This window comes from Pedobacter polysacchareus (assembly GCF_019802255.1).
GTDB classification, from domain to species: domain Bacteria; phylum Bacteroidota; class Bacteroidia; order Sphingobacteriales; family Sphingobacteriaceae; genus Pedobacter; species Pedobacter polysacchareus.
Map to the genome: position 1 here is coordinate 614,624 of NZ_JAHYSS010000001.1, position 14,793 is coordinate 629,416.

The 14,793-nt window shown below is 41.9% G+C and carries 8 protein-coding genes; 5 read left to right on the forward strand and 3 right to left on the reverse strand.

Features of this window, described 5'->3' with window-relative positions; all coding sequences use genetic code 11:
* Positions 1–46 precede the first annotated feature (46 nt).
* Positions 47–751 carry a BT1926 family outer membrane beta-barrel protein gene (locus tag K7X70_RS02585; protein WP_222535592.1) on the reverse strand — a complete coding sequence of 235 codons (705 nt, stop codon included), beginning with the start codon at positions 749–751 and terminating at the stop codon, positions 47–49.
* A gap of 695 nt (positions 752–1,446) precedes the next feature.
* Between K7X70_RS02585 and K7X70_RS02590 the strand changes: the two genes are divergently transcribed.
* Together K7X70_RS02590 and K7X70_RS02595 are read left to right on the forward strand one after the other, a co-directional pair.
* Positions 1,447–4,632, forward strand: coding sequence for a SusC/RagA family TonB-linked outer membrane protein (locus K7X70_RS02590; protein WP_222535593.1), 3,186 nt, complete (start codon positions 1,447–1,449; stop codon positions 4,630–4,632).
* A 23-nt stretch (positions 4,633–4,655) separates the two neighbouring features.
* Positions 4,656–6,308, forward strand: a complete 1,653-nt coding sequence (locus K7X70_RS02595) for a RagB/SusD family nutrient uptake outer membrane protein (RefSeq protein WP_222535594.1) — start codon at positions 4,656–4,658, stop codon at positions 6,306–6,308.
* A gap of 97 nt (positions 6,309–6,405) precedes the next feature.
* Here the strand turns inward: K7X70_RS02595 and K7X70_RS02600 are convergent, their stop codons facing one another.
* Complete coding sequence (locus tag K7X70_RS02600) at positions 6,406–6,858, reverse strand: Lrp/AsnC family transcriptional regulator (protein ID WP_222535595.1); 453 nt, start codon at positions 6,856–6,858, stop codon at positions 6,406–6,408.
* 154 nt (positions 6,859–7,012) lie between these two features.
* On the opposite strand from K7X70_RS02600, the gene rocD reads away from it, so the two are divergent.
* Positions 7,013–8,284 carry an ornithine--oxo-acid transaminase gene (rocD, locus tag K7X70_RS02605; protein WP_222535596.1) on the forward strand — a complete coding sequence of 424 codons (1,272 nt, stop codon included), beginning with the start codon at positions 7,013–7,015 and terminating at the stop codon, positions 8,282–8,284.
* 147 nt (positions 8,285–8,431) lie between these two features.
* Here rocD and dxs read toward each other — a convergent pair whose 3' ends face one another.
* On the reverse strand, positions 8,432–10,360 hold the full coding sequence (gene dxs / locus K7X70_RS02610) for a 1-deoxy-D-xylulose-5-phosphate synthase (protein ID WP_222535597.1): 1,929 nt from the start codon (positions 10,358–10,360) through the stop codon (positions 8,432–8,434).
* A 93-nt stretch (positions 10,361–10,453) separates the two neighbouring features.
* On the opposite strand from dxs, the gene glyA reads away from it, so the two are divergent.
* Positions 10,454–11,725, forward strand: coding sequence for a serine hydroxymethyltransferase (glyA, locus tag K7X70_RS02615; RefSeq protein ID WP_222535598.1), 1,272 nt, complete (start codon positions 10,454–10,456; stop codon positions 11,723–11,725).
* Positions 11,726–11,743: 18 nt separating this feature from the next.
* A complete protein-coding gene (locus K7X70_RS02620; RefSeq protein ID WP_222535599.1) occupies positions 11,744–14,506 on the forward strand; it encodes a PAS domain S-box protein in 2,763 nt (920 codons plus the stop codon).
* Positions 14,507–14,793: the final 287 nt, after the last annotated feature.

A 14,793-nucleotide genomic window follows, 5' to 3' on the forward strand; every position in this document is an offset into this window, starting at 1 on the left:
GTTTAAACCGCCTCCGGTATAAAAACTGATCAGATCAGCGTTTTATTTAGAATGCAAAACCTACACGTAGACCAGTGATTACACTTGGGCTGATCGTGTTAGTGCTTCCAGCTGAATCAAATTTAGTAGTAGTGGTAGTGTTACCAATTCTAGTTGTAGTTTCTGATTTACCTTGTTTTTCGTAAGCGAAACCTAGACCTGCTTCAACACCTAAGAATAAGCGTTTTGCGATGTAGTAATCCGCACCAATCACACCACGAAGGCCGATAGAAGTATAGCTAGGCGCTTTAGCGTCGATGAAAGTATCGTTAGCGTAAACACCAGATGCTGGGTTACCAGCAAGGATAGCGTTTTCAGTTTTAATTTTTGAAGTTCCTGTACCGAAAAGAAGGTCAGCACCTACATAAGGAGATAAACGTGCAGTACCTGCAAAGTGTTTCTCCACACCTAAGTTGATCAATACTTTAGTAGCAGATTCAGTGATGGTACCTTTGCTGCTGTTTGGACCGAAAACATTGGTTTTATCGTTTGTAGACTCTACGTTGAAACCTAAACGGAAAGCGATATCTTCTTTCTGGAAATAACGGAAACGTAACATTCCAGCGCCATCGTTCAGTTTGAAGTTAGTTCTGTTTACACCACCAGTTAAACCAAACTCAGTAGTAACGTCACCTGCAACAGGTTTAAGATCTTGTGCTTGTGCTGCAGCTCCGAAAAGTGCAATGCCTGCGATAAGTAATCCTTTTTTCATAATGTGTCTTTGTTGTTAAATAGATGTTAATTAACTAAAAAATTAAGGGGGCAAAAGTAGGCTTAATAGAATAATTATTGTCAATTTAGTGTCATTAGAGCGCGCCAGGCAGGTAACTGTCTGAAAGTCTGCTTGCTATTTTTACAAAAAACATCCATGATGTAGCTTTGAACATCTGACCAATTAATTTAATACGTCAGTATTTAATAGGGGAATAACTTTCAGGGACATAGGAATTTATTTCTTGCAAATTAGGTGTTCAAACGTAGTTTTTTAATTTTCAAGCCGCACAATAATCCTTGGGTGATGAGCGTTGTCGGAATATTTTATTAAGAAAATGAAAAAGAAATGCAACGTTTTCAAAACACTCCCAAATCCCATTTCAAGGGTGACACAACCGTTTGCGCGGAAGGAGCTAATTGGTTTTAACTGATTATCGTTTAGGTAAAATGATTATATCGGTATTCTAATCGGCAGGTTATTTCTTAGTGTACGCTAAGTGCTAGTAACTAAATAGTTAGCTATATAAGCTGGAAACGCAGTTTTTATGATTATAGGAATAAGTGGTGCTAATTTCTTTATACGGGATCATTCAACACAACCGTTTGCGTAGACCAAAGGCCTTTAAAGTACTTTAAATCGTGATTACTATACGTAACATTGAGTTAATTTTTCTTTAACAACCAAATTCTACAATGAACAAATACCAAATCTTTAAATCCACAGGGATTTGGGTTTTAATGGCAGTGATGCTCCTGTGTGTGCAGGATGTACTAGCTGTGGTTAATCCCCAGTCTCAGAAAAACAACCTCCGGACTAACCTTGCCGATATTGTTGTGAAAGGAACCGTGAAAGACAGTCAAGGCCCCTTACCAGGCGTAACGGTAAGTCTAAAATCGGCACCTGGTCGTGGTACCAGTACTGATGCAAATGGAAATTATTCGATCAGCGTACCCGAAGATGGGGTGTTGGTTTTCAAGATGCTTAGCTATGCGGCGCAAGAAATTCCAGTAAATAAACAAACTCAAATCAATGTTACTTTGGCTACGGAGTCAAATAACCTCGATGAGGTAGTGGTGGTAGCTTACGGTACACAGAAGAAAACCAGCTTAACTGGTGCTGTAGCTACTATCAGCCCAAAAACATTAGCCAACAGACCGGTCACATCGGTTCAGAATGCTTTACAAGGAGTGACTCCTGGTTTGACGATTATACAGCGTCCCGGCGATGTAACCCGTGGTACTGATGGAACGGCAAAAAGTACGGGTACGGTGAGTATTCGTGGTAGAAGCAGTTTAGCCGGTGCGACTAATCCTTTATATATCATTGACGGTATTCCTGCTTCTGCACAAGAATTTGCAACGCTGAACCCGAACGATATTTCTAGTATGTCTGTGTTAAAAGATGCGGCATCAGCTTCTCTTTACGGTTCAAGAGCCGCAAATGGGGTGATCTTGGTGATGACAAAAAGAGGTTCAGGAGAAAGAACAACGGTAAACCTGAATGCAAGTTATGGATGGCAGACTGCTGCTTATCTTCCGAAATTTGTAAACTCTGAAACCTATGCGAACCTATATAATGAGGCCTTGGTAAATGGTGGTGGTTCAGCAATGTTTACACCTGCCCAAATTGAGCTGTATAAAAACGGTTCTCAGCCAGACCTATATCCGAATACAGACTGGTTTGACCTTGCGCTTAAAAAGTCTTCACCTCAAAGAGATATCAGTTTAAATGTCAATTCTCCTGGAAAAGTGACGAGCTCTTATTTAGGGGTAACTTATTTGGATCAGGAATCACTGATTCCAGGCAAGAAGCAGGACCGTATGGTGGCTAAATTGAACACCGACAGTAAAATTGTTCCTGACCTGTTAACTGTTGGAACCAATATCTCTTTGATCAATCAAAACTATTCTCGTCAGGGAGCGGATTTATCTTTTACAGAGCTGAGCCGTGCTTTACCGATTACCGTAGCACGCCAGTCTGATGGGCAATGGGGATCGATTAGCAATGGTATTGCTTCTCCAAACATCGCTAAAAATAACCAGCTGCGTAAACTAGCAGAAGGCGGCCGTTCATGGGATAAGGACAATTACCTGCAAACTGCTGTAAATGCAACTTTAACCCCGTTAAAGGGACTTTCGATTAATGGATTGGCTTCCTTGAAATACTATAATTCCAATTCATTGAGCTTTGATAATACCATGGCGCCAGTGAATGATTTTCTAACCGGTCTGCCAATGGCAAGCACTGAGGTAAAAATCAATGAAATGAAAGAGTACTGGCGTAAGCGTCAGGAAGTATTACTTCAGGGAACAGTAGATTACCAGCGTACTTTCGGTGATCATTTTGGTAAAATTACTGCTGGTGCGAGTCAGGAAAGTAACGTGACCAGAAATGCCTTCCTGGGAAGAAAAAATTTCCCTAACAATGACATGACTACGGTAGGTAGTGGTTCCACAAATCCGGAAGACATCAGTTCTGATGACGATGGACAGGCAAACCGTAGTTTGCAGGAGGAATGGGCTTTGCGCTCCATTTTTGGCCGTTTCAACTATGTTTATAAAGACAAATATCTTTTTGAAGCCAACATCAGATTTGATTACTCTTCAAGATTCGCTGAAAACAAACGTAAGGCTGTTTTCCCTTCCTTCTCTGCAGGATGGAACGTGAATAAAGAAGATTTCATGAAAAACATCAGCTGGATCAATAACCTGAAACTTCGTGGTTCTTATGGTTCATTAGGAAATCAGGAAGTAGCTGGTTTTGGAAACTATTACAATAAACTGCAAACAGGCTACGCTTATAGTTTTGAAGGCAATCCTCAAACGGGTGTTTATCAAAATAAACTGCCAGATCCAAAGACGTCATGGGAGAGAGTGTACATGACCGATTTCGGAATTGATGCAACCTTCTTTGGAGGTAAACTAGACCTGGTTACAGATTATTACATCAAAGATACCAAGGAACTGTTGATGAGAATTCCTCGTCTGGCTACAATTGGTGTTGAGCTGAGCGGAAAGAACACTGGTCTGCCATTGTCGAACGGTGCTTCTACCAGAAACAAAGGTTTTGAGATTGGCCTGACTTACAATGATAAGATTGGTGATGATTTCAGGTTCAGTATTGGTGGTAACTTCTCTGTGATTAAAAACAGAATTACCACATTAGGAAACGGAGAAGAATTTATTGAAGGTAGATACATCCAAAAGATAGGTAGTGCGATCGGTTCATTCTATGGTTACGAAGCGGAAGGTTTATTTGTGGATCAGGCGGATATTGACAATCATCCTTTCCAGACTGCAAACACCAAACCTGGTGACATCAAGTATAAAGATGTGAATGGTGATGGTTTATGGACTCCAGCAGATCGTACCATCATTGGTAACGACGTACCATGGTTGAATTATGGTTTTAACCTAAGCGCAAACTACAAAAGTTTTGATTTTAATGTGATGACTTATGGCGTAGGTAATGTACAAACCTATTTCTCTGAAGAAGCAGCATATCCTTTCTTCAATGGTGCTGGTGTAAAAACAGCATGGGAAAATAGATGGACTGCGGAAAATCCTGATGCAAATGCAGATTTCCCTCGCATCTTAACTTCTGGTGACGGTAAACACAATTACAATGAAACTTCTTCATTCTGGTTGTTTAATGCTTCTTATTTCAGAATCAGAGCCATCACATTAGGCTATACATTCCCTCAGTTAGCGGTTAAAAAACTAGGAATGACTAACCTTAGAATTTATGCTAGTGCAAACAATCCATTCACATTCATGGCGGATAAACGTCTGAAGGATTTTGATCCTGAATCGGCTTCACAAAGAGCGACTTACCCTGGTCTTAAAACCTGGTCGGTTGGTTTAAGTGCAGCGTTTTAATGGACCTATTAATATTAAGAAAAATGAAGAACAGATCATCAATATATTTACTTACAGGTTTACTGACATTGACGTCGATTACCGCCTGTCAAAAAGATTTCTTGGAGAGACCTCCATTGAACGAATTGTCGGAAACTACCTTTTGGAAGAGCGAGAATGATGTTTATAAAGCAGTAATGGGTGTTTATGCAAAACTGCCAGGCGATATGATCATTTATGATGATGGCGCTGCAGATAATGCACATGTACAGAATGCATGGGAGAGTACGGCCAGCAGTGTTTCTGCAGGAACGATGTCTTCTACTGAAAATGCAGGATGGAATTTTGAAGACATCCGCCGTCAGAATTATTTCCTTGAAAATGCAGATAAAGTAACGGTGATTCCTACTGTTCTGCTGGAGAGATACAAAGCAGAAGTTCGTTTCCTGCGCGCTTTTTCTTATTTCAGAATAATGAGCAATTTTGGTGACGTGCCATTGTTTACTAAAGTTTTGGCTTTAGGAGAAGAGAATCTTCCAAGAACACCAAAGAAAGAGGTATTGGCTTTCATCCTTTCGGAGTTGGATGCGGTGTCAAAAATACTTCCTCAGCAGTATGTAGGGGGTAAACCAAATGAAAAAGGCAGGATTACTAAAGGAGCTGCTTTGGCCTTAAAAGCCCGCGCTTACCTATATGACGGACAATATCAGCAGGCGGCTGACGCTTCATCAGAAGTAATGGGCCTGGGATATAACTTATTTACGACCACAGAGGTTGAAAAGAACGATTATCTGGATGATTACAGCAAATGGGTAGATTTCGCTGATGAGCAGGATAAAACCAATTTCCTTAAAGGACTGCGTAATTATGAGCGTCTTTTCTATCAGAAGAGCGAAGGTAATAACGAAGTGATTTTAGACCGTCAATACATTCCACAAATTGATCCTAATGCTTTAAATACTTATTTACTTCCTGCAACATTAGGTGGCTGGAGTTCTGTAACGCCAACACAGTCGATGGTGGATGCCTACGGTAACTACAAAACCGGAGAAGCAATTGTTCCTGTAGACCCAGCTCAACGTGCAGCCTGGTATAAGAATGACAAAACTGCATTTGCCCAGGAATATAAAAACCGTGACCCACGCTTTTATGCAAGTATCTTGTTTGATGGTGCGCAATGGAATGGGGTAGAAGCCAAATATACTTTTATCTGGAAAGCTGGAAATAACTTTTCCAGAACAGGCTATAACTTCCGAAAAATGGTAGATCCTTCTGTTTATGAGGCACAGATTGACAACCATGCAAACGTGATCTTAATCCGCTATGCAGAGATTTTATTGACTTATGCAGAGGCTAAGAACGAGGTTTCTGGTCCTGACAACAGCATTTATGAAGCCTTAGATAAAATCAGAACCCGTGCAGGAATGCCATTGGTAAACCGTACTAAATATGCGTCGAAAGAAACATTAAGAGCGTTCATTAGAGCAGAGCGTAGAGTAGAACTGGCTTTAGAAGGTCAGCGTTATATGGACATCAGAAGGTGGAAAATTGCACCTGAGGTGATGAAAAGTATAACTGATGTTCAAAATGGCCAGGTTCAGCAGCGTACATGGTCTGACAAATTAAACCTGATGCCGGTTCCTCAAGCCGAAATCGACAAGTCAAAAGGGGTATTGGTACAAACCCCTGGATACTAATCCAAACTGTTGTTCCGAAAAATAAATCAGCTGAAGGCCGTTTCCTCGAAAGAGGTAAACGGCCTTCTAAATTATAGGCAAAAACTTTTCTATTTGCTTATAGGGTGATGTTCCTTTTAAATGCACAGCCCAGTTCAATGATGGAATCTGTTTTGGCGATCCCTGGGATGTTGTCAATCTTTTCATAAAGCACGCGCCTCATGTGCTCATGGTTTTTGGCCATAATCTTGATATACAAGGTGTATACGCCAGTGATGTAATAACATTCTGTGACCTCCGGGATTTTCTTTAACTCCTCAATGATCCGGTCTGAATCATGGTCTTTCTCCAGCGCAATGCCGGTGAAAGCACCCCAGTCGTAGCCGATCTTTTTCTCATCCAGTACCGGTTTAATTCCTGTGAGGATGCCCTGCTCTGTGAGCCGGGAGATGCGTTGATGTACCATCGTATTCGATACGCCTAAGGCAGTGGCGATAGCCGAATAGGCCATACGGCCATCCTTCTCCAATTGTTTTAAAATCTGAACATCAAATTCATCAATAGCATCCATTAACTGTTTTTTTAGATTTCGTTTATGCTTCGAATATCGAAGTTTTAATTTAAATAGACTTTTTTCTGGCGGATAATAAGTCAAATTATCCTTTTTTTAGGGTTAAATAATAAATATTATTACCTTAGTCGCCTACCCAATAAGATAGTAAATAATGAGTATTGCAGCAAATTTAAGTAAAGCCGAAGCGCTAATCGAAAAAGAAAACAAGTACGGTGCCCATAACTACCATCCTCTGCCAGTGGTACTGGAAAGAGGGGAAGGCGTTTTCCTTTGGGATGTAGCAGGTAAGAAATATTACGATTTTCTTTCGGCCTACTCGGCTGTAAACCAAGGTCATTGTCACCCAAGGATTATTGAAGCATTAAAACGTCAGGCAGAAAAATTAACGCTGACTTCCCGTGCTTTTTACAATGATAAACTAGGTGATTTTGAAGAATTTCTGAGCCAGCTATTTGGTTATGATAAAGCCTTGATCATGAATTCTGGCGTGGAAGCGGTAGAAAGTGCCATGAAGCTGTGCAGAAAATGGGCTTATCAGGTGAAAGGCATTCCTGCCGATCAGGCAACGATCGTTTTCGCCAATGGGAACTTCCATGGCCGTACAATTTCTGTGATTTCCGCTTCTGATGACGAAAGCGCAAGAAACAATTTTGGCCCCTTTGTGGGCGGAATTGCCCGCGTTCCTTATAACGATGCAGATGCTTTCGAAGCACTTTTGAAACAAAATAAAAATATTGCAGGGTTTATTGTGGAACCGATCCAGGGGGAAGCAGGGGTAGTAGTACCCGATGCGGATTACTTACCACGGATCAAAGCACTGTGTAAAGCATATAATGTGCTTTTTATTGTGGATGAAATACAGACAGGCATTGCCCGTACGGGAAGTATGCTGGCCTCTTATGAGGTGAATCCAATAGATAAAAGCAGTCAGCCGGATATGATCATTTTAGGCAAAGCCATTTCTGGGGGTGTATTGCCAGTTTCAGCAGTTTTAGCAAATGATGAAGTGATGCTGACTATTAAACCAGGCGAACATGGTTCTACTTATGGTGGGAACCCATTGGCCTGTGCAGTAGCGCGTGAAGCCATGCAGGTGGTGATAGATGAGAAACTGGCTGAAAATGCAGCTAAATTAGGCCAGGTACTGAGAGATGGCCTGGAAGCTATTGCCAAAAGAATCGGCATCATTGAACTGGTTCGAGGAAAAGGGCTGCTGAATGCGATTGTGATCTATTGTCCGGAAGATTCTAATATGGCATGGGACATCTGTGTTAAATTCCAGGAACATGGATTGCTGGCAAAACCGACTCAAGGTAATAAGATCCGTTTGGCACCTCCATTGGTGATCACCGAAGCGCAGATCAAAGAATGCCTGGTCATCATTGAAAAATCATTAATGGAATTTGCTCATCAAGCCAATTAAGCAGCCGAGAAAAAACGGTTAAAGCAATATTGGTCAATATAAATCTTGATCATTAATCAAGTGATAAAGAAAAGGCCTGTTCATTTTTAGATGAGCAGGCCTTTTTTGTATCTGGTTGATCCCGAAACAGGAAAAAATATTATTCTTTTAAGAGGCGATCGTTGCTGTTGTTCTCCTCACAGCGTTTTTTTTTACCACGGTAATGATGCCTGCGGTATCGAAGCCACAAAGCGCCCACAATTCATGCTGCTCACCATGGTCAATAAACTCATCAGGGATGCCTAAGCGAGTTACGTTGGCATTGTACTGGTGATCGGCCATAAATTCCAACACAGCGCTTCCAAGGCCGCCTTGCAGACAACCATCTTCTACGGTGATGACGTTTTTATAGCGTTTAAATACATCATGCAATAATGCCTCATCTATAGGTTTCACAAAACGCATGTCGTAATGTGCCGGATGGATGCCTTCACTGTTGAGCTCTTTACAAGCTTCCACAGCAAAATTACCTACATGACCAATAGTCAGTATCGCCACATCTTCTCCATCACATATTTTGCGGCCTTTACCGATTTCTAATGCTTTGAAAGGACGTTTCCAATCTGTCAGCACCCCATTTCCTCTCGGATAACGGATAGAAAATGGACCTTGGTTCTCCAATTGTGCGGTATACATCAGATTTCTGAGTTCTTCCTCATTCATTGGGGCTGCAACGGTCATATTTGGAATGCAGCGCATGTAAGCTAAATCATAGGCACCATGGTGTGTAGCGCCGTCTGAACCTGCAAATCCTGCACGGTCTAAACAGAACACCACATTCAGGTTTTGAATGGCCACATCGTGGATGACCTGATCGTAGGCTCTTTGCATAAAGCTGGAATAGATGTTACAGAAAGGTACAAGTCCTTGTGTAGCCAGTCCGGCAGAGAAAGTCACCGCATGTTGTTCTGCAATACCCACATCAAAAGCGCGGTTAGGCATGGCTTTCATCATGATGTTCATCGAAGAACCAGATGGCATTGCAGGCGTAATGCCGACAATTTTTTTATTCTCTTCCGCAAGTTCTACCAGGGTATGTCCGAAAACATCCTGGTATTTTGGCGGTTGAGGTTTATCTACTGCCGCTTTCTTGATTTCACCGGTGATCTTATCGAATAATCCTGGTGCATGCCATTTGGTCTGGTCTTTTTCCGCAAGGGCGAAACCTTTTCCTTTAACCGTTACACAATGCAACAGTTTAGGGCCCGGAATGTCTTTTAAATCGCGGATCACCTGTGCCAGACGCACCACATCATGGCCATCTACCGGACCAAAATACCTGAAGTTTAAGGATTCAAACAGATTGCTCTGGTTCAATAAGGTGCCTTTAATGCTTTTCTCAATTTTCTTCACAAACTTGTGGGCATTTGGCCCCAGTTCAGAAAGTTTAATTAAAACATTGGAAATGTCATCGCGGAAGCGATTGTATGATTTGGAAGTGGTAATACTCGTTAAATATTCCTTTAGCGCGCCAACATTGGGATCGATCGACATACAGTTGTCGTTCAGGATCACCAACAGGTTAGAGCTCTCAATGCCCGCATGGTTTAAGCCTTCAAAAGCCAGACCGGCAGTCATCGCGCCATCGCCGATAACGGCAACGTGCTGACGGTCAGTTTCTCCCTTATAATGAGAGGCAACTGCCATACCCAATGCTGCGGAAATAGAAGTAGAAGAGTGGCCAACACCAAAGGTATCGTACTCACTTTCACTGATTTTAGGGAATCCGCTGATCCCGTTAAGGAGGCGGTTGGTATGAAATACTGATTTTCTTCCGGTCAGGATTTTATGTCCGTAAGCCTGGTGGCCAACGTCCCAGACCAGCTTGTCATAAGGCGTATTTAAAACGTAATGTAAGGCTACAGTGAGTTCCACTACACCCAGACTTGCGCCAAAATGCCCCCCGTTTACACTCACTACATCAATGATGTACTGACGCAATTCCTGACAAATTTGTTCGAGATCTTCTTCTTTATACTGCTTTAAATCAGCAGGATAATTTATGTTTGGTAATAATGGACGGGTGATATCTTCCATGCAGTGTTTTATAGAATACAACTACAAAGTAAGGTATTTTGTTACCAAACTAAGAAGGAAAATCGTTAATTTTACAAATTAATACTTCAATAAATGACTAGAGATACTTTAATTTTTGATTTGATTGACAGGGAATTGGACCGTCAGGAAAATGGGCTGGAGCTGATTGCTTCTGAAAACTTTGTGAGCAAACAAGTAATGGAAGCCGCAGGATCATGTTTAACAAATAAATATGCTGAAGGCCTTCCGGGAAAGAGATACTATGGCGGTTGCCAGGTAGTAGATGAGGTTGAAACCATCGCTATTGAGCGCGCAAAGCAACTTTTTGGAGCAGAATGGGTGAACGTACAACCGCACTCAGGCGCACAGGCAAATGCAGCAGTAATGCTTGCAGTGATCCAGCCAGGAGATAAAATCTTAGGATTTGACCTTTCTCATGGCGGGCACTTAACACACGGTTCTCCGGTTAACTTTTCAGGAAAATTGTATCAGCCCTTGTTTTATGGAGTAAAGAAAGAAGATGGTTTGATCGACTATGCTAAATTGGAAGAAATCGCGCTTGCGGAACGTCCTAAGTTGATCATTTGTGGTGCTTCTGCTTATTCAAGAGAGTGGGACTATGCTTTTATCCGTAGTGTAGCTGATAAAATCGGTGCATTGGTATTGGCAGACATCTCTCACCCAGCAGGGATGATTGCCCGCGGTTTATTGGCCAATCCACTTCCTCATTGCCATATCGTAACCACAACTACCCACAAAACCCTTCGTGGTCCTCGTGGTGGTATGATCATGATGGGCAAAGATTTCGAAAACCCTTTCGGAATTAAAACACCTAAAGGTGAAACCAGAATGATGTCCTCTGTGTTAGATATGGCAGTATTCCCAGGAACACAGGGTGGACCATTGGAGCATATCATTGCAGCTAAAGCAATTGCTTTTGGTGAAGCATTGAGCGATGAATATTTGACTTATATCACACAAGTGAAAGCCAATGCTCAGGCGATGGCTAAAGCCTTTGTGTCAAGAGGTTACGGAATTATTTCTGGCGGTACAGACAATCATTTAATGCTGATTGACTTGCGCAATAAAAATATAACTGGTAAAGCAGCGGAGAATGCGCTTGAAAAAGCGGATATTACCGTGAATAAGAATATGGTTCCTTTTGACGATAAGTCTCCTTTTGTAACTTCAGGTATCCGTGTAGGCACTGCAGCCATCACTACCAGAGGTTTTAAAGAAAAAGATATGGAAACCATTGTCGATCTGATTGATCAGGTGATTACTAATTCTGAGGATGAGAACAATTTAAGCGAGGTAAAAGAAAAAGTAATTCAGCTGGTAAGTCAGTTCCCCTTGTACAAATAACAGGAAGAACTTGCTTAAATGCTAACGAATAACCATACTTCATCAACTTATGAAATGGAGCGCTTACGGGCGTTGCAGGATTGCGATATATTGGATACTCCTCCAGAACAGGAATTCGATAATATTACCAAGCTGGCCAGCTTGATCTGCAATACCCCTATAGCCGTCATTGCATTGGTTGATGAAGATCGGTTATGGTTTAAATCTGTGATTGGGCTGGACTGCCAGCAGCTGCCCCGCAGTTATTCATTTGCAGAGCAGGCCATTCAATCTGATCATATTTTAGAAGTTTGTGACGCAACAGCGGATGAACGCTTTAGTTTGCATCCTTCAGTGATCGACGACCATCACCTGAGGTATTATGCTGCGGCACCCTTAATTGATGAAGATGGCTACCGTTTAGGCACCATCTGTGTATTCGATCGTGAGCCTAGAGCAATGACTCCCGCACAAAAAGAAGGGCTGGAGATCCTCGCCAAAGAAGTCATTACCCATATTTCCCTTCGGAAAAAAGCCAAAGAACTGAGCCTTAAAGCCCAGCGCTTTGAAGAACTCCTCAACATCTCTACCGTATCCCCTGAAATTCATTGCATCCTGGACGATAAAGGCGAATTGCTGTTTGTCAACAATGCCGTGACTACTGTGCTCGAGTATGAAGTGGAGGAAGCAATTGGTTTAACGGCCTGGACATTCTGCTACCGCGATGATATAGATCGGGTAGTCGAAGCTTTAGAAGCTGGTCTTGCCAATGGGACAAAACAGTTCAATATCGATTTCAGAATTGTCACCAAAAGTGGCTTAATACGTTGGCTAAGCTGGAATATGGTGAGTAAAAACAAACGCTGGTACGCTTACGGAAGAGACATTACGGAGAACAAAAGAGTAGAAAATGAACTGATGAAACTCTCCTTCGTGGCGAGTAAAGTGAACAATGCCGTGGTGATCAATGATTCCGATAACCACGTGACCTGGGTAAATGCAGCATTTGAGAAAATTACCGGCTTTACGCTGGAAGATATGAAGGGGAAACGCCTTGGCGATTTAATCCAGGGCCCGGGAACGGATCTGGAACTGATTGAACAGGCAAGGGAGCTCACCAACAGACATCAGTCTTTTACGGTCGACCTCCTGGCGTACCGTAAAGATAAACAGCCTATCTGGCTGTCCATCTATAATACCGTAGTCTTCAACGACGAAGGAAAGGTGGAAATAGAAGTGGAAATTATCCTCGACATTACAGAAAAAAAGAAAGCGGAAGAAGAATTGCAATTGCTTTCCCTGGTGGCCAGTAAAACGGATACCGGTGTGAATATTTCTGATGGCGAAGGCTTTACCACCTGGATCAACCATTCCATGGAAAAGCTGACCGGTTATACCTTGAACGAATTACAAGGACGCCGTTTAGGAGATATCCTCTCTAAAGATGAAGCACAAAGAGAACTCATTGTAGCTTCCAGAAAAAAGGCCAACAACAGAGAGTCTTATTCTATAGAAGTACAGGCGAAAAAGAAATCCGGTGAACCCATCTGGCTTTCCGTTTCCAATACGCCAATCGTAAATGAGAAAGGAAAAGTAGAACGCCAGATCGACCTGATCACTGATATTTCTCAAAGGAAACAGGTAGAAAAGGAAATGGTAGAAGCCAAAGAACAAGCCTTGCAGCTGAGTGCCGCAAAAGAAATGTTCCTGTCGGTGATGAGCCATGAAATCAGAACACCCTTAAATGCGGTGATCGGAATGGCGCACCTGTTGCTGGACAATGATCCTAAAGAATCACAATTACCCGATTTAAACCTGCTGCGCTTCTCAGCAGAGAACCTGCTGAATATCATCAATGATATCCTGGACCTCACCAAAATGGAAACCGGAAATGTACAGCTGGAAACCATTCCTTTTAGCATAAAGACGCTCGTTTCTGATGTGATCAATTCTTTACAGATGAGTGTGGTTGCCAGAAATAATAAGCTGGAGCTTAGTTGTGATGAAAGTATCCCACAATATGTTAAAGGGGATAAAACGCGGTTATATCAGGTCCTGATGAACCTATTGGGAAATGCCATTAAATTTACACAGGATGGGAAGATCATTCTGGAGGTAAAAATGCTTTCCGAAGAAAAAGACCGCGTATTGCTTCATTTTGAAGTGAAAGATACCGGGATTGGTATTGCAGAGGAAAAGCTGGCGTATATCTTTCAGCCTTTTATTCAGGCCAGAACGGATATTTCCAGAAAATATGGAGGTACTGGATTGGGCTTAACTATTACCAAAAAAATGCTGGAACTATATGGTTCAGACATACAGGTAAAAAGTGTAGAAGGAAAGGGAACGGTTTTTCAGTTCAACATTTCTTTTGAAAAAGCGAATGATTATGTGCCTCAGGTGAAAGTATTCACTGAACCGGATATGTTTACAAACAAATGGATTCTTGTGGTAGACGACAATGAGATCAATGCCCTAATTGCCAAACGTATTTTTGGTAAATGGGGACTCAACCTGGATTTTGCCATTACTGGTGAAGAAGCGCTGGAGAAAGTCCGCGATAACGTATACGACCTGATCTTTATGGACATAAAAATGCCGGGGATTGATGGTTTCGAAGCCACCACACTCATCAGGGCCATGGATGGCGATTATTTTAAAAAGGTGCCTATCCTTGCTTTAACCGCTTCGACCTTACACGATGAGCACAATAAGTTCTCCGAGTCTGGAATGAACGGACATATTTTAAAGCCATTCAAGCCGGAAGACATGAGGAATATACTTTCCGAATACCTGAGCTAAACTGCTCATTCTTCAAAATACAGTATTAGATTTCAAGAAAATTTTAAGGATTAAAAGCGGATTTATTAGAAATGATAAAGGGCCGATATTTCACGAGTGTGAAGCTATCGACCCTTAAATTAACGCTCTCAAGGTCAAAGTAACGGAATGTATTTCATTATTCAAAATATTTATTGATTTATTTCTAAATAAAAGTAAAAGGCCGGCAATCCTATTCGGAAATGCCGGCCTTTACCATCTAAATTAACGCTCTCAGTTATAATAACGTGTGCGGAAGAAGAATGTTT